Here is a 22,026-nt window from a genome sequence, read left to right as displayed (position 1 = left end):
GCGGGCCGGCCTCGATGCGTGTGGCTCGGTGCACCCGACGAGACCCGCACGGTAACTCCGAGCTCAGCCGCGGAGCCGTTCGAAGGCGGAGCGGGCGGCGGCACCGATGGCGAGGTCGATGTCGTGGGCGATGCTCGCTCGACGGTGAGAGCGGGTGAGAGCGGCGATCGCTACCCGCTCGCCGGATTCTGTCGTCACGACGCCGATCTCGTGCCGCAGGTGTAGGAAGGAGCCGGTCTTGCCGCTGACACGTACCGTGTCGGCACGTAGGTCGCTGGAGAGGCGCTGGTTGAAGACCTGCAACGCCATCAGGCGGCGAAGCTCGGCAGTGGCCTCGGGTCGCGAGATTCGGTCGAGCCACACCCGCTGCAGCAGTTCGACCAAAGCCGCGGCGCTGCCGACGTTCGCATAGGCGGGATTGAGCGTCTCGATGGAATGCTGGCCGGCGGCATCATCCCGGATCGCCAGTTCCCGGGCGAGTTCGAAGTCGTTACCGGTGATGCCGACGGCGCATTCGTACATGCGCTGCATGCGGTGACGCACCCGGATCCCGCCGCATCCCCACGCGCGCAGGCGCTCGTCGACGGCGCCGACACCGACCAGGTCCAACAGCGCGTCGGCGCTGGCGTTATCGCTGACGGTCAGCATTTGGTGGATCAGGTCGGCGACGGCCAGCGTCGCGGGGTAGCGGAACGCGGCCACGCCCGTGGGGCCGAGGCTCTTGGTCGCCGGGTCGATGGTCACCGGCATCGCCGGATCGAGCTCTCCGGCCGCGATCCGATCCAGAACCACCAAGGCCAACGGGACCTTGGCGACCGACGCCAGCGGTACAGCTACGTCGATGTCGAAGCCGAGTTCTTCGCCGGTGTCGATGTTGCGGGCGAGTAGATGGCCCCCGGCGCCGACCTGCTGCCACTGCTCGGCGATCGACTCGGCGACTGAGAGGAGATCCGCCGTACTGGCGACGAACGCGGGGCGAGGAGGCGTCATCAGCGCGCCGTCGACCGGATCTGCGGGGCCGGCGCGTTGGAGCCGCTGCCTGCCGCAGCCGGTTTGTCGGAGGGACGGCCAACAGCGCCGATCGCGTCGGCGACCAGGGGCTCCAACCAGTCGAGCACGGAGTCTTCGCGGTTGCTGACGCGGCTGGCCACCGCGAATTCGTAGCCGCGATGCAGTGCGGAATCGGCCAGCGGAGTCCACGCCAAGTCGTGGCGGCGCGCGAACGGTTTCGTGCACAGCAGTACGGCATGCCCCGCGAGGGTTTCGGCCACCGCGGTGGCGGTGGCCGCGACGCGGCGGACGCGCGCGGGCGGTAGGCCGGCGCGAGCGATCGCCTTGTCGAACCGTTCCGCGGCGAATCCGACCTGGTCCTCGGAGGTGAGGAGGATCGCCGGTGAGGAGACGTTGCCGGCGCCTCGTCGCGGCCGCAGACTCTCGAGATGCATCGGCCGGCTACCCGACGAGCTGCTCATCGCTACGGCGGAGGCCAGGCCGAGCGGTACCTGATGGGTTGCTGTCTCCGGCGGCACGCGCAGCAGCGCGAAGGCCAGCGAGCCGTCGCTCAGAAGACTCGCCCGCTGCTCAGCGGACAGTTCCTGCACGCGGATCGTCACGCCCCGCTGGGCTCCGGCACGGATGGCGCGGGCCAGTGCGGTCGGGTCGGAGTCCGGCGGCACACCGAGGGTCTGCGGCGCCGAGGTCCGCGCCGCCGTGGCAACCTTGCGCAGACGGTCGACACGGCTCAGCACGTCCTTGGCGTACGGGAGCAGCAGGACGCCGAAGTCGGTATTGGTGATCTGGCGCCGGGAGCGGTCGAACAGTTCGCCGCCGAGGCGCTGCTCCAACGTTTTGATCCGTCGGCTGAGCACCGGTTGCGCGACGTAGAGGCGGTCCGCGGCCCTGGAGAAGCTGGCCTCCTCGGCGACGGCGACGTACGCCTCAAGATGTGCGAGCAGGTCCACAAGCCACGTATATCACGTTGGTATAGGCCCTTGACCTATGGCTCTTTGGTCTAGATCAGACGCGTTGGTCAACGCGGTTGAACTTGCAGCTTCGCTGCTTCAACGCCCTCCGTCGCGCTTCTCGATCGCACGGAGGTTCGCGCACAGCTGCTCAGTCCCGACCTGCCACATGCTCCCCACCAGCGCGATGGGGTAGCTGAACTCGCTGATCCGTCCATCGCCGGTCTCAACCGAAAATCGCATCGACAACGGCTCACTCCCGAACGCCGTCACGCAGTCGAGGCGCAGCTCGACATCGATCCACGTCGTACCGCCGGGGCGCAGCGACCGAGACGTGCCGGTGTCACGGACCAGCACTCCCTGCCCCTGCCCAGTCGCCGCACGAACCGTGATCGGTGCGGGTCCGGCGTTGATCACTGCCAGTTGCCCGTCCAGTTGGAGAGCGCCCAGAGCGTCCGTACCCCCGCCACCGATGGATGCGGGGAATGCCACGAGTGCGACCGAGGAGTTCCGCGCCCGCTCCTCCTGCGAGCCCCGAAGCTCGCTCACAGCGAAACCACCGAGCAGGACGCCGACCACAAAGGCGGCGACGAGCCGGACAGCCGCCCTCCGTCTGGCCCGGAGATGGTCGTCAGTGATGCCCGCCGTCGCCGGCTGGTCACGCTCATCCAGGTCGATCACTTCACGCTCCGCCGGCATGGCGTCAGCCTAGGGCTCGATGAGGGCACAGCGGTGGTCGTCGACGGTCGGGTGGCGCAGGTGGCATGCACCAGCGCGGCCGGCAGCGCGGCGCAGGAGCGACACCGGAGCCATCGGGTGGACGCGGATCACGACCTCGGCGGGGACGAACGATCTGGCCGGTTGCCGGGGTATCGGAGCAGGCCGCGTCGCCGAGTAACGACCCGCCTTCGAGGCGCGGCCTAGTAGCGGGCGCCCACGACCTGATCGGCCAGATCGTCGAGGTCTCCGATGTCTTCCGCTGTGAGCTGCACCTGCAGGGCGGCGGCGTTCTGTTCGATCCATGACACCCGCTTGGTGCCGGGGATCGGCACCACCGGAATGCCCAGTTTCTCGCTCCGGGCGGCGACCCACGCGATAGCCACCTGGCCCGCTGTGACGCCCTTGCTTTCCGCGATCCGCCTGACCTCGTCGGCGATCGCCTGGTTTGCTGCCGCCGCTTCCTGGGCGAAGCGGGCCAGGCGGCGGCGCCCGTCGCTCGGAGCGAGCTGGGCAGGGTCGACGGTCCCGGTGAGGAAGCCCCGGCCCAGTGGCGAGTAGGCGACGAGTCCGACTCCCAGTTCCCGAGCCGCCTCGGCCACCACCGTCTCGGGGTCGCGCGTCCAGAGCGAGTACTCGCTTTGAACGGCCGCGATCGGGTGGATTCTGTGCGCGGCGCGCAACTGATCGCCGGTGACTTCGGATAGGCCGAGGTGACGCACCTTGCCCTCTTGGACGAGTTCGGCGAGGGCGCCGATCGAGTCCTCGAGGGGCACCTCGGGGTCCACCCGATGCAGATAGAACAGATCAATGTAATCGGTGCCGAGCCTCAGCAGCGAGGCGTCGGCGGAGGCCTTGATGGCGTCAGGATCGTTCCTGATCACGACCTTGCCGCGCGCCGTGGTGAAGTCCATGCCGAACTTGGTGGCCAGTTGCACCTCCTCGCGCCGGCCGGCGATCGCCCTTCCGACGAGTACCTCGTTGTGGCCGGTGCCGTACGCGGCGGCAGTGTCGATCAGGGTGACGCCGAGATCCAGTGCGCGCCGGATGGTGGCGATGGACTCGTCCCAGTCGGCCGCGCCGTAGACGGAGCTCATGCCCATGCAGCCAAGCCCTTCCGCGGAGACGGTGAGGCCGCCGAGCGAGACTCTTTGCATATTATCCGCCTGTCTGCGAGGTATCTAAGAGTCGTTGATCAGGTTGACCGCTCCAGAATCGCCCTTCTGGATCCGCTCAACCAGGTCCCCGACTTCCTGGGAACAGCAGGGACAGTCACCGAGCGCAGCAGCAACCTACTGTTGTGCGCATGGAGGAGCGGATCAACGCGATCGGTGAGTTCCTACGCGCCCGACGCGAGCGGCTGCGGCCCGAGGATGTGGGCCTGCCAGCGACGGGATACCGCCGTACTCCGGGATTGCGTCGTGAAGAGGTCGCGATGCTCGCCGGCATCAGCACCGACTACTACCTGCGCCTGGAGCAGGGGCGCGACCGCACCCCGTCCGCCCAGGTGCTGGACGCCCTCGCCCGGGTCCTTCAACTCGACGTAGCCGAAACGACTTATCTGTACGCCCTCACGCAGCCCCGCCCCAAGCGCGCCCCGCAGGTACGCGTCGAAAAGGTACCCGCCGGCACGCTCCGCCTGCTCGACGCGCTGCCCATGCCCGCGTTCGTCGAGGACCGCTATCTGACAGTGCTCGCCGCGAACCAACTGGCCCAAGCCTTGTCGCCAAACATGCGTACCGGCGTCAACCGGCTGGCCGCCGCGTTTCTCGACCCGCGCGACCGGGAACTGCACGACGACTGGGAGCAGGCGACTGCCGCCGCCGTCGGCCAACTGCGCGCCGTCATGGGCACCGAAACGACGGACCCCCGGATGCTGGCACTTGTCGGCGAGCTCTCCAATAAGAGCGAACGCTTCAGACGGCTTTGGGTCCGGCAGGACGTCGTCCGACGCACCAGCAGCCAGGCTCGCCTACACCATCCTGAAGTCGGTGACCTCGAGCTGTACCGGGAGAAGCTGATCGTCGCCGGCACCGACAACCAGGTCCTCGTGATCTACCATGCCGAACCTGGCACACCCTCAGAGCAGGCGCTCGCCCTACTGGGCAGCATTGCCGTCAGTGCGGAACGCACAGCGAACCCCGCCCAGCAGACGAACCAGCCCAACCGAGGTGAACCATCAACGCCGCCGTGACCTGTCGGACCATCCACGATCCGTGCCGGCACGTGGACGGTCCGACAAAACAGCATGGGGGCCAGGCGTAGTGCCTAGGGTCTGGGAAGGGCGCCCGCTTACGCCTTGAGCAGCTCCTCACTCAGGTCCCAGAGGCGCTGTGCGGACTGCGGGTCGATGGCATGCGGCACGACGGTGGCGGGCGGTAGCGTCCCGGAGCCGAAGATGATGGGCTCTGGGTTCTCGTCCAGCGGCGAGATGTCGTTGTCCTTGAGGTAGACGCCGCCGATATCGGTCAGCAGCGGGCTGGTCGCGGCGAAGACGCTGGTGCTGGCGCCCTGCTGTGGCGTCTTGTGCTCGCGGTCGGGGTCGATGACCGGCCGGCCCGACTCGTCGATCAGCCCCATGGTCCGCAGCTGCTCGTCGCTCAACGTGTCCGTGCGCGCCACCCCCTCAGCGATGTGGGGTCCCAGATTCGTTCCGTGGATGATGCCCGGGTGCACGGCGTAGCCCCGGATTCCGTCCGCAGCCCATCGGCGGTCCAATTCGACGGCGAACAGCACGTTGGCAGTCTTCGACTGGCCGTATCCGAGCATCCCCATGGGGTCGTACCCGCTGGTGAAGTGCGGGTCGTCCCAGCGGATGTCGGACACGCGGTGCCCTCCGGAGGTGAGGTTGACGACTCGGGCGCCGCTCGCGGCCCGTAGGGCGGGCAGCAGACCGAGGGTCAGCTGGAAGTGTCCGAGGTGGTTGGTCGCGAACTGCGACTCGTACCCGCGGGCGTCCCGGACCAGGGGGCCGCCCATGATGCCCGCGTTGTTGATCAGGATGTGCAGCGGGCGCCCCGAGTCGAGGTACTGGGCGACAAAGGCGTCGATCGAGCTTGGGTCGAGGAGGTCGAGCCGGCCGGTGTCGACGCGCTCGATGCCTGTCAACCCGGCCGCCGCCCGGTTTGGGTTACGCGCGGCCACCATCACGGATGCGCCCGCCTTGCTCAGCGCCCGAGTCGTCACCAGGCCGAGTCCCTGGTGGCCGCCGGTGACGACGATGTTGGTGCCGGACAGGTCGATCCCCGCGAGCACCTCGTCGGCCGTCGACGCCGCGGTGAACCCGGAGCCGATGGGGTGCTGCCTGTGGGCCATGTTCTGCGTCATAGCCACCACTGTGCGCCCGCACCTGCGGACCCTGAATAGTTGTCGGTCCGAATTTCTTGCGTGATAGTACGGGGATGGCCGCCGATCAGTTATCCGAGGTGTTGGACTTCGTCGAGGTGCGCGGGCTACTGACCGGCGGGATGGCCGCCACGGGTCGGTGGGTCTCGCGCGCGTCGGTGCAGGATCCCCTGAAGTTCTTCGCGATGGTGAGCGGCAGCGCCCGGCTGACCACCGACGGCGTCGGCGACCCGGTCGAGCTCGAGCCGGGCGACGTCGCGATCGTGAACAGCCGGTCGTGGCTGGAGCTCGAAGGCGGCACCGGCGATGGCCCGCCCCACGTGATCGTCCCGGAGGCGGCCGACCCCCAGGCCGGCCTCGCCGGCGCCGACCGTCACACCGACGACGTCGTCATCGGTGTACGCGTGGACCTGAACCAGGCTGGTCGGACACTGCTGCTGCAGGCGCTCCCTCCGGTCGCGCACGTACGGGCATCGGTCGCCGCGGCCAGCAGCCTGCGCGCAAGCCTCGACCGGCTGTTCGACGAGGCGACGGCCGATCGGATCGGATCGGCGTTCGCGATCCGGCAGCACGGTCAGCTTCTGCTGCTGGAGGTGCTGCGCGCCTACGTCGACCAGGCCGAGCTGACTCCAGGCTGGCTACGGGCGCTGACCGACGAACGGCTGCGCCCGGCGCTCACCCTCATGCACAACGAACCTGGAAAACCCTGGGGCCTGCAGGAGTTGGCGCGTGCGGCGGCGATGTCGCGCACGTCGTTCGCTGAACGCTTCCGGACCGTTGCGGGGATGCCGCCGGTCACCTATCTCAACCGGTGGCGGATGCTGCTCGCGCAACGAGCGCTCCGCGACGGCGACGTCCGTGTCGGGTCGCTGGCCTCCGACCTGGGATACGCGTCCGAGAGTGCCTTCAGCACCGCCTTCAAGCGCGAGGTGGGCGTGTCACCACTGCGCTACCGGTACCGGGTGCGCGAGGAACAGGGGGAGGTGGCAGTCGCAGCTTCTCCGTCGGCGGGAACGACCGCCGCCGCGGCCGCTCCGATCAAGGTCCGCCTGTCGTCATGACCCATCGCGCCCGGCGGGCAGGCCGGCCCTGCAAATCGCGGCGGGCGCACTGGACGCGATGCCTGAGTCGTCTCAGCCTGGCGCGGTCGGCGAACAGTCGGTCGGCAGGCACACGACCGGATGACCGGATCTACCGCCGGCCGGTTGCCACCTTCGCCTCACTTGCCTGTCGTCTATACCGTGCGGGCGTGGATCGCCGACCTGCGGCGCCGTGGGCGCCAGGCGCCGTCGCGCTGCTGACGGTGGCATGGCTCATCGGCGCGCTGGTGCTGCTCGGGTGGATCTTCAGCATCGGCCTCGAGGGCTGGGCGGACCAGCACAGCGACCAGGGCGCCGGCGCCGACGCACTGGCGCGCAAGGCGAACGTGGCACTGCTGCTCCTGGCCGCAGAGGTGGTGGCCGGCCCGGCGGTGATCGCCGTCGTGGCCCGCAGCGGGCTCTTGCGCCGGACCGCCGCCGTCTACCTGGTCATCGCGCTCGGTCTGGGCGTACTCGCTGTCCCGGTCGCCGTCGGAGCGTACCGCGATTTCGCCCCGGCCCCGCCTCCCCCTCCACCGCCCACGATCTGCCAGGAGCACAGCGGCGGCGATACCCGCTGCCCCGGTGGGTAGCGGTATCCCGAAGGCTGACCGCCACCTCAGCTCGAGCGCCCTGCCAGGGAGCCGGTCCCCTGACGACTGCGCCCGCCTTGGCGCGATTACTCGGAGGTCAGCTCCTGCGTCAGCCGGTCCATGCCGCTCTTGATCAGCTGCGCGTACTCGTCATCGCCGAGCGCGCCGATTCCCGCCTGCGCACGCTGGAGGTGCTCGCGGGCACGGTCGAGGTCGCCGAGCTTGCGGTAGCACTCTGCCAGGTTGAGGTGCAACGACGGATACAGGCCGGCCACCGGCAGCGTCACCCCGGCCTGCGCCACCCGGGTGTCGGTAAGCAGGTCGGCCGCCGCCAGTGCTCGCTGGTCCCAGATCAGCTCCTGGTGGACGTCGTCCTGCACATCGGCCATCGCGTGCGCGAGGACGCAGATGTGCAGGGGATCGCCCTGTTGCCCGCCGATCTCGTCCCAGATCTGCGCGAACAGGTCACGCGCGGCCTCACGCCGGCCCTGGTGATGATGCAACTGCACCGCTTCGTTGATCCGGGTGAGCGTTGCGTCGCTGATCATCGGCTGCTCCTGGGGAACTCGTCTCGCAGCGATGGCTCAACTCGTGCGTGCCGCGAGTCCTTGGCGGGTCTGATGCCTCTGCCGGTCGACGTGGGCATCTCAGCTCACCGCCATGATGATGCCTCAGTCACACCGGGCAGGCGATAGCAGCGGCGTGTCGTCGCCGGAGCGCACTTTGAGAACCGTCTCCAGGTAGTCGGCGATTGCGTCTCGGTTGCGGGTCAGGCACTCGATGCGTTCGGACAGCCGAGCTTGTTCGTGTTGCAGTGTGTCGACCATTTCGGGTGTCACGTCGGGGACGTAGAGGGTCTGCGGCTTGTCCAGGCACGGCTGCCGTTCCTCAGCACCCCCGGGCCGGCCGGAGCCGCAGAATTGCGGGCAAGCTGGGACCGTATCCGGGAGATGGCCGCTGGCCATGGCCGGGACACGAGCCGGATGGAGATGATCGTGGTAGGGAACGTGACCTTCACCGACCGTCCGGCCGGACCTGGCCGAGCCCCGTTCGTCGGCACCCTCGACCAGATCATGGACGATGTCCGAACGGCCGCCGAGGCTGGCGCAGACGAGCTCATCGTGGATCTGAATCTGCAGGACTGGTTCACCAGCACCCAGCAGATGCTCGAGACGGCGGTGGAGATCCGCGAACGGGCCGCGGCCTCGTGACCGATGTCCGACGAAGGGCGAACTGAGTGGATTGAAGCCGAGTCAAATCTTGAGCAGTTCCAGAAGATTGGGCTATGTTCAGCAGATGACGTCCGGTTTCGAGGCTCAGCTTCGGGCGGCCTCGTTGCGTGTGACCGGGCCCCGTTTGGCGGTGCTCGCGGCGCTGCGCGACCATCCGCACGTCGACACCGACACGGTGATCTCACTGGTACGGGCGGACCATCCCACGGTCTCCCACCAGACGGTGTACGACGTGCTGCGCGCACTCACCGACGCCGGTCTGGCGCGACGCATCCAACCCGCCCGCGCGACCGCGAGGTACGAGTTGCGGGTGGGCGACAACCACCACCACGTCGTGTGCCGCTCCTGCGGTGCCATCGCCGACGTCGACTGCGCCGTGGGCCACGCTCCCTGTCTCACCGCCTCCGGAGATCACGCGTTCGTGGTCGACGAGGCGGAGGTCGTCTACTGGGGTACCTGCCCCGACTGTGCGGCCGAACGTACGTCCCAGCGATCCGTCAGTTCGGAAGGAAGTTCATGAGCGACACCCAGGACCAGCCCTCCAGCGCGCAGGGTGTGGACAAGAAGGCGGCCGCCGGCTGCCCGGTCGCGCACGACTCGGTGACCGCGCACGGCAGCGAGAGCGAGAACCCGGCCATCGACTCGCCGACGCCCAAGACCGGCGGCCGGCCGCGCACCAACCGCGACTGGTGGCCCAACCAGCTCGACCTGTCGGTGCTGCACGCCCAGTCGCCGAAGGGCAGCCCGCTGGGGGCGGACTTCAGCTACGCCAAGGAGTTCGCCAAGCTCGACGTCGAAGCCCTCAAGCAGGACATCATTCAGGTCCTCACCACCTCCCAGGACTGGTGGCCGGCCGACTTCGGCCACTACGGCGGCCTGATGATCCGGATGAGCTGGCACGCCGCGGGCACCTACCGGATCCACGACGGTCGCGGCGGCGCGGGCGACGGCGCGCAGCGGTTCGCCCCGCTCAACAGCTGGCCGGACAACGCGAACCTGGACAAGGCACGCCGGCTGCTGTGGCCGGTCAAACAGAAGTACGGTCAGAAGATCTCGTGGGCCGACCTGCTCGTGCTCGCCGGCAACGTCGCCCTGGAGTCGATGGGCTTCAAGACCTTCGGCTTCGGCTTCGGGCGGGAGGACGTCTGGGAGCCCGAGGAGATCTTCTGGGGCCCGGAGGACACCTGGCTCGGCGACGAGCGCTACGCCTCCGAGAAGGAGATGGTGGGCGGCGTCGGTGCGACCGAGATGGGTCTCATCTACGTCAACCCGGAGGGGCCGCGCGGCAACGCCGACCCGGCCGCGGCGGCGCACTTCATCCGCGAGACCTTCGCCCGCATGGCGATGAACGACGAGGAGACCGTCGCCCTCATCGCCGGTGGGCACACCTTCGGCAAGACCCACGGCGCCGCTGTCGCCGACGACCACGTGGGCCCGGAGCCCGAAGGCGCCCCGCTGGAGGCGCAGGGTCTGGGCTGGCTGAGCACCCATGCCAGCGGCAAGGGCCCGGACACGATCACCAGCGGTCTCGAGGTGACGTGGACCGACCGGCCGACGCAGTGGAGCAACCGCTTCTTCGAGATCCTCTTCGGCTTCGAGTGGGAACTCACCACCAGCCCGGGTGGCGCGAAGCAGTGGGTCGCCAAGGACGCCCCCGAGATCATCCCGGACCCGTTCGACGCGTCGAAGAAGTACAAGCCGACGATGCTCACGACCGACCTGGCGCTGCGCGTCGACCCGGCGTACGAGAAGATCTCCCGCCGTTTCCTCGAGAACCCCGACGAGTTCGCGCTGGCGTTCGCGAAGGCCTGGTACAAGCTGCTGCACCGCGACATGGGCCCGGTCAGCCGCTTCCTCGGGCCATGGGTCCCGGAGACCCAGCTGTGGCAGGATCCGGTGCCTGCCGTCGACCACGAACTCGTGGGTGACGACGACATCGCCGCCCTCAAGTCCAAGGTCCTGGCCTCCGGCCTCACCACCGCGCAGCTGGTCTCCACCGCCTGGGCCTCCGCCGCGAGCTACCGGTCCACCGACAAGCGCGGCGGCGCCAACGGGGCGCGAATCCGCCTCGAGCCGCAGCGCAGCTGGGAGGTCAACCAGCCCGAGCAGCTCGCGACGGTCCTGGAGACCCTTGAGGGCATCCAGCGGGAGTTCAACTCCGCCGGTGGCGCGAAGATCTCGCTCGCGGACCTGATCGTGCTGGCCGGCTCGGCCGCGGTCGAGAAGGCGGCACGTGACGCCGGCGTCGAGGTGACCGTGCCGTTCCACCCGGGCCGTACCGACGCCAGCCAGGAGCAGACCGACGTCGAGTCCTTCCGGGTCCTCGAGCCGCGCGCTGACGGATTCCGCAACTACCTGCGTCCCGGCGAGAAGACCCAGCCGGAGGTACTGCTCGTCGACCGTGCCTACATGCTCGACCTGACCGCCCCGGAGATGACCGTCCTCGTGGGTGGCCTGCGCTCCCTCGGGAACAACGTCGGCGGCACGGCGCACGGCGTCCTCACCGACCGGCCCGGCGTGCTCACCAACGACTTCTTCGTCAACCTGCTCTCCCCGGGCACCCGGTGGAAGGCGTCGGAGTCCGAGGAGCACGTGTACGAGATCCGGGACCTGGCCACCGATGAGGTGAAGTGGACCGCCACCGCGGTCGACCTCATCTTCGGCTCCAACTCGCAGCTGCGGGCCCTCGCGGAGGTCTACGCCAGCCAGGACGCCCGCGAGAAGTTCGTGGTCGACTTCGTCGCGGCCTGGGCCAAGGTCATGGAACTCGACCGGTTCGACCTCGCCTGACCCGGCTCCAGCAGACGAGCCCCGGTCGATCCTTCAGTGATCGACCGGGGCTCGCCACGATTGAGAGCCTCGACGAAACGATGTCGGGGCCGCCACGGGCCGCTGGTGGTGCCGGTGCGTCCGCAGCCGCGTACCGGTCAGGGTGGGGTGGTCCCGAGGATCGAGAAGAACGCCCCCTGCGGATCGGTGAGCACCGCGAACCGGCCCCGCGTCAGATCGGTCGGTGGCACGGACACCAGCCCTTCCAACCGTTGCGCCTCGTCGGCGACGGCGTCGGTGTCCGATACCGCGAAGTAGACCATCCAGTGCGGCTGGAGGTCACCCCAATCGTCGCCGAGCATGGGCATCATCCCGGCAACCGGCCGGCCGTCCAGATGCCAGGTGGTGTAGTTGATCGGGCCCATCGGTTGGTCGTCCGCCGTCCAGCCGAACACCGACCCGTAGAACTCCTTCGCCCCGTCCCACTCCCGCGTGGCCAGCTCGGGCCAGGTCAGCGAGCCGGGCACGTCGAACACCTCGGCCCCCGGCATGCCGAGGGACTGCCACACCCCGAACGGTGCCCCGGCCGGGTCGGCCAGGAGCGCCGTTCGCCGGGACCCGGGGACGTCGATGGGCTCGCTCAGGATCCAGCCGCCGGCGGCCGTCACCCGCTGGCAGGCCGCCTCGGCGTCGTCGGTCGCCAGGTAGGGCATCCAGGCGGGCGGTTGTTGCGGGTCGGCCCGCAGCCCGGCACCGGCCACCGGTTTGCCCTGCTGATGGAAGACGAGGTGACCGTCAGTGGCGGCTTGCCGGTCCGCCTCGGCGACGGCCCAGCCGAACAGGGGCGCGTAGAACCGCGCCGCGCCGGGCAGGTCGGTGGTGACCAGGTCGACCCAGGCGGGCGCCCCCGGTGGAATGTCTGTCATCGCTTCGGCTTCGCTTCCTCTACTCGGGCAACTCTCGGCACTACGACCCGTACGAGCGCCCGCGTCCGGTCAACTCCTGCGGCACACCGAGCGCGAGCAGGTCGTTGGTGCGGCGGCGGTCCTGACAGCGGAGGTCAAACGCCGGGGTGGCGGCCGGTGGAGCGGATGGACTTGCCACCGTTCTCCTGATCCGGACCGTTGTCCGCCACCGGCTTGCCCAGCTGGTTCACCCAGTCGACGAACTCCGCGTCCTGTCTCGGCAGCGGCCCGCCATCCGCTCGAGTGCCCGCGCCGTCCGCGTCGCCCCGGGACCTGTTGCGCCGGAACAGGCCCAGCCGGCCGCCGGCCCGTCCCGCCTCGACTGCGGATGCCGTGGCGGCGGCGGTCGTGGGTGGGGGACCGGCGCGTCGGGCGGTCGCGAGAGCGTCCCAGGTCGCGGCCCGATCCAGGTTGGGCAGGGGCGGCCGGTGCCGAGGTGGCAGGGCCGGTTGCGGCCCCTCCTGCGGGCCGGCCTGGTGGGTCGCCTCGGCACCCGCGCCTGGCTCGGTCGAGGGTGGCACCCGCCGCGCCGGAACGACCGGCCGGGGCGCCTGGACCCGTACCCGATCGGTCTTCGGCGGCTGGTAAATCCGGCGGGTCCCCGGGGCGGCAAGTGTCCCGTCGGTCGCCGTCCCGTCCGGCTCGGTGTTGCCGGCCTCCGCCGCCACCGTCCCGGAGCCGTCCCCGCCGGGGACCGCGGGAAGATGGGCAACGGTCGCGGGCTCCGATGTCTCCCGGATGTGGTCGAGGTCGGCGGCTGTGGCGAGGTCGCCCGGTGCGTGGAACTCGGCGGGTGTGGCCGATGTGGCGGTGGCAGCCGGTACGACGCCGGCGTCCCGGCTGCCGGCCGGCGCACCGAAGCCCAGCGGTTCGGCCGCGATCGTGGACTTCGCCGCGGTCGCGCCGGCGACCGGTCGCAGGCCGGCCAGGGGCTCCGGCTCGTCGGTCGTACCACCAGCGGCCGGCGTCATGGCCTGCGGCACGGCCGGGTCGGCGGACAGCGGACGGAGGACGTCGGTCGGCTCGTCGGCCGGCGCTTCGGCGGCGCGCCGTACGCGCGGCCAGCGGAACGACGCGGCGACGCCCGAACCGAGCACACCGGCGGCGACGGCGAGCAGCGCGCCGTAGTACGGCGTGATCTGGTACCGGTCGACGGCGTCGCCCGGACCGGCGGCCAGGTAGGCGAACGCGACCAGCACCATGCCGGCCGCGCCGGTCACGCCGTTGACCAGCGGCGAATGCCCGCGCCAGCGAGCCAGCCCACCGGTCACCGCGCCGATGAGCAGGGCCGCCGCCGGCAGAATCAGGACCGCCTGACGGCCGGCCGCGCCGATGTCGAGGACGGTCGGCTCCAGCACACCGAGCCGTACGGCGGGCAACGGCCCGGCGGTCGAGAGTGATGGAACGACCGAGACGAGCGCCACCAGCCAGACCACGACGCCCACCGCCGCCAGGTTCCAGCCCAGCGGCGGCCGCACCAGTACGGCAATCGCGGCACCGGCGCCGACCAGCGCACCGAGGATCGCGCAGATGCCGACGGCCGAGATCGGGTCCACAGAGAAGTGCTCGGCGGCCTGAGCCGGCCGGGCGCAGAGCGGTGCCACAACGGTGGCGCCCAGCGCGGCGGCGGCGGCGATGGCCACCAATCTGCCCGTGCTTCCCAGCAGCCCGTGCCGGCGGGCCAGGCGTGCGGTGACGACGGTGCCGGCTACGGCGGCGTGCGCCGCGAACCAGCCCACCCAGACCAACTGGGCAGGCCACTGGTTGACGGTGGCGCCGGCGGGCGCGCCGGTGAGCTGGACGATGCCGAAGGCGAACGCGATGCCGAGCTGGCCGGCGCCGGCGAGCACGCCCATCCCGAGTGCTGTGAGCAGAAGGTTACGCCAGGTACGAGAGACCATGTCCGGCAGGTTACGCACCTGACACGCCGATTTTCACTGAAATGCGGCAATTTGCGGTGTATCGATGTGCCGGTGAACCTCAGCCCGACCAGGCGCGGTGTGCCGCCCACATTGGTGAACATGTGGACGGTGCCCGGCCCGGCCCGAGTGGGCGGAAACCCACCATCCGGACCGGGCCGAACTGATCTGTCCTACGCGTCGCCGAGGGCGGACGCGAGTGCGGACGCACCGCCGACGACCGGGAGGTCGACTCTGGTCTGGTTGTGGTGCGTGTACAGGCTCAGCTCCGTACCCGGCGGCGGCCGGAGGGTGAAGACCCGGTCGCTGGAGTACACGACGAGGCCGATCTGGCTACCTTCGCTGAACACGTAGTCGTGCGGCTGCAGGTCGAAGTCGTGAATGAACGGTGCGCCCGGCTCGATGCCGAAGCTTCGGTCCAGTCCGAACCGCTTCAGCGGGTCCGACCAGCCACGCGCGATGATCTTCGGGTCGCCCGACTTCGGATACTCGACAAGCATCGCGCTGACGAGCCCGGCCCGGGCGTTGATCGACATCCGGGTCGAGACGTGCACCGTCCCGCTGAGGTGGACCGGCTCGGTGAGCCGCGCGGTGCGGTAGGCGAGGCGGTTCTTTGACTGTTCGGCGCGGGCGAAGGACGTCGCGTCGATCGTCATGTCGTCGATGAAGGTCTCGGTGACCGGCCCGTCCGCGGCGTTGCGGGTCAGCGTGAGCTTGCCGGTGGTGTTGTCGCCACTCGCGCCCAGGAAGAGGGGTGTGGCGGCGGAACCGGGCGCCGGCCAGCTGTCGTACGACGTCCAGGTGCCGTCCTCACGCTCCACCACTGCTGCGGGCTCGTCCAGCACGTCGTTGTCCACCCCGTGCAGCCAGTAGCTCCACCAGCGGTTGAGCAGATCCAGCCAGGCCGCCCGGTTGTTCGAGAGCGCCCGGTCGCCGTGCCCGCCCTGGTGCAGCCACACCTGGTGGGGGATGCCGTTCTTTTCGAGAGCGTCAACGAGCTGGGCCGCGTTCCGGAGCTTCACGTTCTGGTCGTTCAGGCCGTGTTGCACCAGGACGCCGCCGGCGATGTTGCCGATGTTCGGTAGGTAGTTGCGCTCGCGCCACCAGTCGTTGTACTCGCCGGTGAGCCGGTCCTGACCCCGCCGGACCTCTTCCTTGGTGTAGTCACAGACCTCCGGGTACTTCCGGGAGATGTTGGAGTTGTGGTTCGAGTTCTGGTCACCGCCGAGGTTGGTGTTGGTCGAGATGGGCGTGCCGTTCATCCGGCGGTAGTCGTAGTAGCTGGAGATCGCCGCGATGGGCACGATCGCCCGCAGTTCCTTCACACCGGTCGTGGCCACGCCGATCGGTAGCGTGCCGTCATAGGAGGTGCCGATCATCCCGACCAGGCCTGTGGTCCAGTTGGCCTCGACCGCGTTGCCCTCGATGTCGTAGGCGTCGGCCCGGCCGTTGAACCAGTCGATGACCGCCTTGAGTGACTCGTGCTCCTCGGGACCGCCTCCAGTGGTGCATCCGGTCGAGCTGCCCGTACCGAGCATCTGTGCGTGGGCGAAGATGAAGCCGCGCGACAGGAACTCGTTCTGGTACGTCCCGCCGTTGATGGTCTGGTGCGGCGGCTCGGTCCCGTCGTACGGCTTGTCGGGCAGCGGGAAGTACGGGAACGGGCCGGGCTCCGGCGGCGGCGCGTAGCCCGGCCGCTCCGGGGCGTAGAGCGGGACGTGGACGTCGTTGTTCAGGAACTCGCCTCCCTCGCCCCAGTAGGGGCTGGCCTGCATGATGATCGGCAGCTGGATGCCCTTGTCGGTCGACGCGGGACGTCGGATCTGCACCCGGATGCGGTCGTTGACACCGTCCCGGTCGGTGTCCATGCCCTCGACCTCGACCCAGACGTTCTGGGTGATGATCTCTTCACCGGCGTACACCGGCTGGGCTCGGCCGTTCTCGAACACCGGACGCTGCCCGGTCGGCTGCTCCTGCGCGGCGGCTGCCGGGGCGGCGAACCCGAGCGAGGCCACCAGCGCCAGCGCTGCGGCGCCGGGCAGCCAGCCTCGTGGTCGTGATCGTCGCTGTCGATGGATGAGATGCTTGGTCGCGAACTCCTCCGGTGCGTGGGGCATGGGCATGACGTGCTGGGACCGCCGACCGGTTGGTGAAGCCGGCGGGTTCGAGCGACGGTGCGGGCATCTGCGACCGTCACCACCGATGCCCCGAGTGGACGGAGCCCGTCCGGGCTCGTCTCGCTGGCGAAGGGGTTCGATGGCAGCTCCTCGGGTCGGCGACCTTCGGAGCGTATGTTGTATACGAAGGTGGGTGCAAGACCTTCGATGTTCGGCGAACGGTCGCCCTGCACTTGCCGAGAACCTCGTCCGTGCAGGTCACACCGCATGCTCGTGGTTGTGGAGAAAGCCGCCGAGGCAGTCTTGTCTTTGTTGGCGAAGCGGGCGACTTGTCGGGTGGGGGACCTATTGTTCGCCAGTGGTGTCGTGTGGGTGACTGGCCGAGCCCGTAAAAGCCGTTGAGGTCGAGCGGATGCCCGATACCGCTGCCGTTTGAAGCTGAGCACAAAAGACCGATGAGAATCGATGTTATCCGGCGCGGACGGATGAGCTGCCGAAGGGGACGACTTCGGCCAATATCTCCGGAAAGAACGCGCCTTTTGCCGCCTCGACCAGCCCGTCGACCAAGCGTCCGTGACGTTTTCCGCGCGCCAGACGCTTGAGCACACAACGGCGGCTGCGGCTGCCGGTGCCGCACGCCCGACGGCTGTTCCGAAATCGACTGGGCGCGCGGACCCTTTGCCAGCCGTGCGCCACGAACCCACCCCGCCTACGGCCGGCTGCCTTGACCGAGCGGCGCAACAAAGGAGGTCCCAGATGTCGAGGCTCAACTGGACGCCGCTGCGTTGCGACAAGAGCGGCCCGAACTGCCCCGAGATCGCGATGGACGGCGACAACAGGTACCTGCGGGACAGCGGGAACCCGGCGTACGTTGCGAAGTTCCCCGTCGCCTCGGTCGGGGCGTTGGAGCAGACGATTCGCGGCGGCGAAATCTAATGCCGCGCAAGCGGAGGCCGGCCCCAGCCGTCAAGGACTCGACGTGTCTCGGCTGCGCGCCCGTGATCCTCGCCGGGATCGTCAACCACGGCTGCGGCGGCGATCGGATCCCGTCTGCCGAACTCGGCTGGCGGTGCGTGTGCCCGGAGCCGGAGTGCCGGCGACGTCAGGCGGGCGACTGGTCTGATGTGGACGAATCGACTGCCGCCAGGACGGAGGATCGGCCAGACGCGGTGATCCACCGGCCGGGCTCATGGTCAGAAATGGGGTCCTGACCCGTGAGCGCCCTACCGTTCGTGCCGCCCAGCTGTGGCCAGGCGGCCAGCGACCGCATCGAGATCTACAGCAGTGCCTCCCTCGATGCCTCCGTGTACACCTGCCCCCAGCACACCGACGAGGTCTCGTTGACGGTCATGGCCGGCGGCCTCACCCCGCATCCGGTGCGGATGCCACCGGGCACCACCCGTTGCTGCGGCCACGTCTACGTCTACCCGACCGGCGCGTTCGGCAATGAGCGCTGAGCCGCTCCTGACGTCAGACCGCGACGAAGCGCGCGGCCGTGCGTGTGACTACTTCCGCCAGGCGGGAGCCATGCGTTCGGACATCTCCCGCCAGAAGGTCCGAAGGTCCTCCCGGTTGACCGCCTGCCAGTTCGCCCGCCCCGGAGCGCGAAAGCGGTGGCCGACGAGGTCGATCTGGTGGGCACAGAAGGCTTCGTCCATCTGGTATGGCAGCTCGTCACCCTTCGGCGGCAGCGGGCACAGCCGGAACGGGCAGTCGTCGATGCAAGTGGAGCCCGGTTGGACGTCGTGGGCCTGGCGGCGGCTGAGGGTGACGCGCATGGCACTGCGGTCGATGGTGAGGCACGGGGGCAGCTCGGCGCGGCTGGCCCGGCTGAGCCTGCGCGCCCGTTCGGCGTTGTCCTGTCCCCGGTCGGCGAGGTTGAGCAGCAGCATCACGTCGGCCAGCAGCCGTTGCGCGCGTGGTTCCAGGACGGCCCAGCCGTGTGATGGCGGCAGCCAGGAGTTCTGCATCCGGCGGACGCCGGGTTGGGGGCTGGCCGCTCCCACCCGTCCGACCACCTCCCGCTCGTCCACCCAGAGGTGCCGTTCCGGGTGCCGGTCGGTGAGCGTCTCGACGCACATGTCGGCAACCTCGAGAACGAGCGGATGTGTCGTACCGCTGCCGCGCGCGGGGGCGCGCTGCCCACCGCCGGCGATGGAAGTCCAGAAGGTGACCAGTCCGTGTGGGTCCGAGCCGTGGCCCCGCTCGCGCAGCGTCTCGTTCGGATCCCTGGGCAGGGCCAGCAGGGTGAGCGCCTGCAGGAGTGCCAGGTGCGAGTACCAGAATTGGGAGTGTCGCAGCGCCTTTTCGGCTTCCTCGATCAGAGTGCTGCGGTGCGCCGGGTACGTGCGGCAGTTGGCGGCCAGCCGGAATCCCTGCGCCAGCGTGAGCTCGTAGACGCGGGCCCCGTCTGACGCGTCGGTGGCCAGGCGGTGCACCCAGCGCCGCAGGGTCTTCCGGGCCACGCCCTGCCATTCTTCTTCACCGGGGGCATACGCACCCTCGGCGAAGAGGAACAGTGACGGGGCGATCCAGGTCCGTAGCTCCTCCACGCGCTCCCGGCCCTGGGTGTCAGCCGCCGCCTCCGGCGGTTGATCGAGTAGGTCGTGCAGCGCCCGGACGGCCACGTCGCCGCCATTGGCGATCTCGCGAGCGGCGGCCAGCCGCGGCAGGTAGGACGTCTCTTCGGCCATCGTCTGGAACAGTTTCCGGTACTGCGGCTCGGGATGCTGGCCCCGGGGCCTGCTGCTCTCCCGGGAACCCTTCCCGAGCTGCCGGGCGGCGTCGCCGTACCGGTGCACAAGGGCGATCTTGGCGTCTTCGAGCGGGCGGTCGGTGACCGAGCCGTCCGCCTGGTAGATGGGCCACGCGCGGCGAATGGCATCGGCGATTTTCCGGTGAAACGTGTGCCCGCTGGCGGCGTCCATCTCCAGCGCGGTCGCGAACATCTCCAGGGCCCGGGTGCGGTTCCGCGTCCGGGTCGCCTCGGCGCAGAGTCTCTGTACGAGGCTGATAGACCGGCTCCGGGTGATCGTCGAGTCCTCGACGGTCGGCCAGAGCGGCACGGTCTGCCGGATGGCGTCACCGAGGCGGTGCAGCCCTCCGCGTGCGGACCGCGGCATGCGCCGCCCGTCCAGCCGTTCGAACACCCCGCCGCTGCGGCTGTAGAGGGTGAGGGCTGAGAGCAGTTCCCGTCCGGGACCGTGGTGGCGGGTGAAGGCCCGATCGAGGAAGGCCTCGTCGCGCAGGGCGGCGGTGAGGAAGCGTGAGCCGAGGTACGCCTGAATCACTCCGTGCTGGAAGCGCACCCCGTCCTGCCCTTTCACCACGATGTTGAGCGCGTCCCCGGTGGTCTCGGCGAGGCCGATGTCCTGAGGGTTGTCGGCGCTGAGTTTGTGCAGCCGGCATCGGAGTTCGGCCAGGATCCACTGACGGCCGGCGTCTGGCGTGCCGTCGGCGCCGCTGAGCGCGGTGGTGCGCACCGACTGCTGGTTGTCACGCAGACCGAGGCAGGCGAGCGCGGAGAGCACCTCGATCGTGTCGGACCGTTCGGTCGGCGGCATGCCGTAGTCCTCGTACAGGTCGCCGGCGACGGTGGCCTGGTACCACTCCTCGAGCAGGCGCCAGCGCAGCGCGGATCTGCCCTGGCCCTCCGGCTCGACGCGGTCGAGGCGGTCGATCTCGTAGAGCTGGCCGATGACGCGCAGGTAGAACGGCGAGTCGGCCACGTCCGCGGCCTTGACCAGCCCGATGATTCGGTCCGACCGCTGTCCGGCGTCCGAGCGGCGGCTGCGGCTCTGCACGTACTCCAGAGCGGCGCCCTGGGCGAGCGGCTCCAGTTGCAGCAGCAGCGCGTCCAGCCCGCGCAGTGGATCGGCGGGGCGCGATGCGACCACCAGGGGGAGTCGCTCACGGACCGCGCCTCGAATGGCCTCCCGCAGCAGACTGTCCCGGTCGGTGGGCTGGTCGGTGTCGGCGAGAGCCTCCTCCAGGCCGTCGGCGAGCACGACGATGCGATTCTCCAGCCAGAGCCGTCGCCACACCTTGTCCGCCTCGCCTGCGGCGTGCAGTTGGGTGTCGATGGTGCGCTCGAGCTGTGCCTGGGCGAGTCGGCGGAAGTCCAGTTGCTCGGGAGCGGTCACGGTGCGTAGGTCGATCCCGATCGGTACGACGTCGGTGGCCATCAGCAGCTCCGCGAGGCGGACGAGAGTCGCCGTTTTGCCGGTGCCGATGCCGCCTACCAGCAGCAGCGGACGACGGTGGTGCTCGTCGCGGAGCCTTTCGATCATCAGATCGCACAGTTCGTCGCGACCGACGACGTGGACGCCGCTGATGTCGCGTTCGGCGGTGGGGACCACCATCCGACGGTTACGCAGGGCGTTGTGGTCGTACCACCGGCGGACCCGCAGGTACCGCCACAGAAGGAAGACCGCGATGCCCAGCGCCAGGATCAACGGCCCCTTGACGAAGCCCTCCACCTGCCCGCAGTAGTACGACCTCGGCGGCTGTCCCGCACACCACTTCGACACCGGCAGGAAACGGGGCTCGGTGTCGAGAACCGTCAGAACCAGCGAGTAGGCGGTCCACACCACGAGTACCGCGGCGGTCGCGATGATCGCCCAACGCAGTCCGCGATAGTGCCGCCAGCTCATCCGACGGTCGGTCCGCTCGTCGGTCCGTCGGCGGAGACTCCGCTCGGTCCGTCGTTCGCGCCGGGTTCGCCACCTGCGCCGCCGCTGGCGTAGCCACAGCTCGGCCGCCCAGATCGGACCACGTCCAGGCCCGCGCATGGACACCCCCCATGATCTTCATGGTCGGCTACCGGGCAGTCGCCTGGACGCCCCACTCAACAGACGCCCGCATCTGACCGCTGTGGCCCGGCGGGTCCGTGAGTGCGCCAACCCGGCACCTCGGCCGCGACCTCGATGCCTGGATAGCCGCAGTCGAGACCGAACACCTGCCCGCGCTGCACGCCCATGCACGCAAGAACTCGCCGGCCGTCGTCGCCGGGCTGACCCTGCCTAGTGCAACGGCCCCATCGTAGGCACCAACACTCTGGTCATGTTCCTGAACGGAGGTGCGGGCGTGATGACGTCTGAGAACCGCAGCGCCATGACGTTCCTTCGCCGCTTCGATTGGGGCCAGTCTGATCATCAGGTGCAGGGAACGAGCGGCAACGGTGGTGGCTGCGACTGGGGCGGAGCGGGACACGGTGCTTCAGTGTGTGGAGAGCCCTAGTGCCGTGACCACGAACGTTGACGGTGTTGGTCAGGCCGCTCGGGTAGTGGGTTGGCCCCATCGTCGTTGTCGTTCGCTGCGGATGCGGGCG

General features: G+C 69.4%; 18 protein-coding genes. 8 read left to right on the top strand and 10 right to left on the bottom strand.

The window, feature by feature from the left end; genetic code table 11:
- Nucleotides 1-63: 63 nt before the first annotated feature.
- The 4 genes from BXA10_RS26095 to BXA10_RS26080 all read right to left on the bottom strand — a co-directional run bounded on the left by BXA10_RS26095 (nucleotide 64) and on the right by BXA10_RS26080 (nucleotide 3,835).
- Nucleotides 64-990, bottom strand: a complete 927-nt coding sequence (locus BXA10_RS26095) for a serine hydrolase (RefSeq protein WP_076473498.1) — start codon at nucleotides 988-990, stop codon at nucleotides 64-66.
- Nucleotides 990-1,961 carry a LysR family transcriptional regulator gene (locus BXA10_RS32475; RefSeq protein WP_076473497.1) on the bottom strand — a complete coding sequence of 324 codons (972 nt, stop codon included), beginning with the start codon at nucleotides 1,959-1,961 and terminating at the stop codon, nucleotides 990-992. The genes BXA10_RS26095 and BXA10_RS32475 overlap by 1 nt, the downstream gene beginning before the upstream one ends.
- A 99-nt stretch (nucleotides 1,962-2,060) precedes the next feature.
- Entirely contained in the window at nucleotides 2,061-2,660 is a 600-nt protein-coding gene (locus BXA10_RS26085) for a hypothetical protein (protein ID WP_076473496.1), read from the bottom strand.
- A gap of 221 nt (nucleotides 2,661-2,881) precedes the next feature.
- On the bottom strand, nucleotides 2,882-3,835 hold the full coding sequence (locus BXA10_RS26080) for an aldo/keto reductase (RefSeq protein ID WP_076473495.1): 954 nt from the start codon (nucleotides 3,833-3,835) through the stop codon (nucleotides 2,882-2,884).
- 149 nt (nucleotides 3,836-3,984) lie between these two features.
- Here BXA10_RS26080 and BXA10_RS26075 point away from each other — a divergent pair, with 149 nt between their 5' ends.
- Nucleotides 3,985-4,872, top strand: a complete 888-nt coding sequence (locus BXA10_RS26075; protein WP_076473494.1) for a helix-turn-helix domain-containing protein — start codon at nucleotides 3,985-3,987, stop codon at nucleotides 4,870-4,872.
- Between the two features lie 98 nt (nucleotides 4,873-4,970).
- Here the strand turns inward: BXA10_RS26075 and BXA10_RS26070 are convergent, their stop codons facing one another.
- Nucleotides 4,971-6,005, bottom strand: a complete 1,035-nt coding sequence (locus BXA10_RS26070) for an SDR family NAD(P)-dependent oxidoreductase (protein WP_076473493.1) — start codon at nucleotides 6,003-6,005, stop codon at nucleotides 4,971-4,973.
- A gap of 74 nt (nucleotides 6,006-6,079) precedes the next feature.
- Here BXA10_RS26070 and BXA10_RS26065 point away from each other — a divergent pair, with 74 nt between their 5' ends.
- Together BXA10_RS26065 and BXA10_RS26060 are read left to right on the top strand one after the other, a co-directional pair.
- Nucleotides 6,080-7,084 (top strand): AraC family transcriptional regulator, encoded by a 1,005-nt coding sequence (locus BXA10_RS26065; protein WP_084753304.1) that lies wholly within the window; start codon nucleotides 6,080-6,082, stop codon nucleotides 7,082-7,084.
- 188 nt (nucleotides 7,085-7,272) lie between these two features.
- Entirely contained in the window at nucleotides 7,273-7,695 is a 423-nt protein-coding gene (locus tag BXA10_RS26060) for a DUF6234 family protein (RefSeq protein ID WP_076473492.1), read from the top strand.
- An 86-nt stretch (nucleotides 7,696-7,781) separates the two neighbouring features.
- Here the strand turns inward: BXA10_RS26060 and BXA10_RS26055 are convergent, their stop codons facing one another.
- Entirely contained in the window at nucleotides 7,782-8,243 is a 462-nt protein-coding gene (locus BXA10_RS26055; protein ID WP_076473491.1) for a tetratricopeptide repeat protein, read from the bottom strand.
- Between the two features lie 402 nt (nucleotides 8,244-8,645).
- Between BXA10_RS26055 and BXA10_RS26045 the strand changes: the two genes are divergently transcribed.
- The 3 genes from BXA10_RS26045 (at nucleotide 8,646) to katG (ending at nucleotide 11,717) form a co-directional block, all read left to right on the top strand.
- Nucleotides 8,646-8,906 carry a hypothetical protein gene (locus tag BXA10_RS26045; RefSeq protein WP_217696850.1) on the top strand — a complete coding sequence of 87 codons (261 nt, stop codon included), beginning with the start codon at nucleotides 8,646-8,648 and terminating at the stop codon, nucleotides 8,904-8,906.
- 85 nt (nucleotides 8,907-8,991) lie between these two features.
- Entirely contained in the window at nucleotides 8,992-9,447 is a 456-nt protein-coding gene (locus BXA10_RS26040; protein WP_076473489.1) for a Fur family transcriptional regulator, read from the top strand.
- Complete coding sequence (gene katG / locus BXA10_RS26035; protein WP_076473488.1) at nucleotides 9,444-11,717, top strand: catalase/peroxidase HPI; 2,274 nt, start codon at nucleotides 9,444-9,446, stop codon at nucleotides 11,715-11,717. Before BXA10_RS26040 ends, katG begins: the two co-directional genes overlap by 4 nt.
- A gap of 137 nt (nucleotides 11,718-11,854) precedes the next feature.
- Here the strand turns inward: katG and BXA10_RS26030 are convergent, their stop codons facing one another.
- The 3 genes from BXA10_RS26030 to BXA10_RS26020 all read right to left on the bottom strand — a co-directional run bounded on the left by BXA10_RS26030 (nucleotide 11,855) and on the right by BXA10_RS26020 (nucleotide 16,697).
- The gene (locus BXA10_RS26030) at nucleotides 11,855-12,622 is read right to left on the bottom strand and encodes a VOC family protein (protein WP_076473487.1); all 768 of its coding nucleotides are present in this window, start codon (nucleotides 12,620-12,622) and stop codon (nucleotides 11,855-11,857) included.
- A gap of 134 nt (nucleotides 12,623-12,756) precedes the next feature.
- Nucleotides 12,757-14,562, bottom strand: coding sequence for a hypothetical protein (locus BXA10_RS26025; RefSeq protein WP_139338152.1), 1,806 nt, complete (start codon nucleotides 14,560-14,562; stop codon nucleotides 12,757-12,759).
- A 191-nt stretch (nucleotides 14,563-14,753) separates the two neighbouring features.
- The gene (locus BXA10_RS26020; RefSeq protein WP_175649316.1) at nucleotides 14,754-16,697 is read right to left on the bottom strand and encodes a CocE/NonD family hydrolase; all 1,944 of its coding nucleotides are present in this window, start codon (nucleotides 16,695-16,697) and stop codon (nucleotides 14,754-14,756) included.
- A gap of 756 nt (nucleotides 16,698-17,453) precedes the next feature.
- Between BXA10_RS26020 and BXA10_RS31685 the strand changes: the two genes are divergently transcribed.
- Both BXA10_RS31685 and BXA10_RS26010 read left to right on the top strand, forming a co-directional pair.
- The gene (locus BXA10_RS31685; protein ID WP_076473485.1) at nucleotides 17,454-17,633 is read left to right on the top strand and encodes a hypothetical protein; all 180 of its coding nucleotides are present in this window, start codon (nucleotides 17,454-17,456) and stop codon (nucleotides 17,631-17,633) included.
- Between the two features lie 278 nt (nucleotides 17,634-17,911).
- On the top strand, nucleotides 17,912-18,154 hold the full coding sequence (locus tag BXA10_RS26010; protein WP_076473484.1) for a hypothetical protein: 243 nt from the start codon (nucleotides 17,912-17,914) through the stop codon (nucleotides 18,152-18,154).
- Nucleotides 18,155-18,202: 48 nt separating this feature from the next.
- Here the strand turns inward: BXA10_RS26010 and BXA10_RS26005 are convergent, their stop codons facing one another.
- Nucleotides 18,203-21,349 (bottom strand): NACHT domain-containing protein, encoded by a 3,147-nt coding sequence (locus BXA10_RS26005; RefSeq protein WP_076473483.1) that lies wholly within the window; start codon nucleotides 21,347-21,349, stop codon nucleotides 18,203-18,205.
- Nucleotides 21,350-22,026 lie beyond the last annotated feature (677 nt).

It is taken from the genome of Micromonospora avicenniae (assembly GCF_900156065.1).
Lineage (GTDB): Bacteria > Actinomycetota > Actinomycetes > Mycobacteriales > Micromonosporaceae > Micromonospora > Micromonospora avicenniae.
The sequence above is the reverse complement of the archived record's forward strand: the minus strand, read 5'-3'. Positions and strand labels throughout refer to the sequence as shown.

Excerpts from the sequence above, each read along its gene's own strand:
- BXA10_RS26095 (WP_076473498.1), bottom strand. The coding sequence starts at position 990 with ATGACGCCTCCTCGCCCCGCGTTCGTCGCCAGTACGGCGGATCTCCTC.
- BXA10_RS26085 (WP_076473496.1), bottom strand. The coding sequence starts at position 2,660 with ATGCCGGCGGAGCGTGAAGTGATCGACCTGGATGAGCGTGACCAGCCG.
- BXA10_RS26080 (WP_076473495.1), bottom strand. The coding sequence starts at position 3,835 with ATGCAAAGAGTCTCGCTCGGCGGCCTCACCGTCTCCGCGGAAGGGCTT.
- BXA10_RS26075 (WP_076473494.1), top strand. The coding sequence starts at position 3,985 with ATGGAGGAGCGGATCAACGCGATCGGTGAGTTCCTACGCGCCCGACGC.
- BXA10_RS26070 (WP_076473493.1), bottom strand. The coding sequence starts at position 6,005 with ATGACGCAGAACATGGCCCACAGGCAGCACCCCATCGGCTCCGGGTTC.
- BXA10_RS26065 (WP_084753304.1), top strand. The coding sequence starts at position 6,080 with ATGGCCGCCGATCAGTTATCCGAGGTGTTGGACTTCGTCGAGGTGCGC.
- BXA10_RS26055 (WP_076473491.1), bottom strand. The coding sequence starts at position 8,243 with ATGATCAGCGACGCAACGCTCACCCGGATCAACGAAGCGGTGCAGTTG.
- BXA10_RS26045 (WP_217696850.1), top strand. The coding sequence starts at position 8,646 with ATGGCCGCTGGCCATGGCCGGGACACGAGCCGGATGGAGATGATCGTG.
- BXA10_RS26040 (WP_076473489.1), top strand. The coding sequence starts at position 8,992 with ATGACGTCCGGTTTCGAGGCTCAGCTTCGGGCGGCCTCGTTGCGTGTG.
- katG (WP_076473488.1), top strand. The coding sequence starts at position 9,444 with ATGAGCGACACCCAGGACCAGCCCTCCAGCGCGCAGGGTGTGGACAAG.
- BXA10_RS26030 (WP_076473487.1), bottom strand. The coding sequence starts at position 12,622 with ATGACAGACATTCCACCGGGGGCGCCCGCCTGGGTCGACCTGGTCACC.
- BXA10_RS26025 (WP_139338152.1), bottom strand. The coding sequence starts at position 14,562 with ATGGTCTCTCGTACCTGGCGTAACCTTCTGCTCACAGCACTCGGGATG.
- BXA10_RS26020 (WP_175649316.1), bottom strand. The coding sequence starts at position 16,697 with ATGCCCCACGCACCGGAGGAGTTCGCGACCAAGCATCTCATCCATCGA.
- BXA10_RS31685 (WP_076473485.1), top strand. The coding sequence starts at position 17,454 with ATGTCGAGGCTCAACTGGACGCCGCTGCGTTGCGACAAGAGCGGCCCG.
- BXA10_RS26005 (WP_076473483.1), bottom strand. The coding sequence starts at position 21,349 with ATGAGCTGGCGGCACTATCGCGGACTGCGTTGGGCGATCATCGCGACC.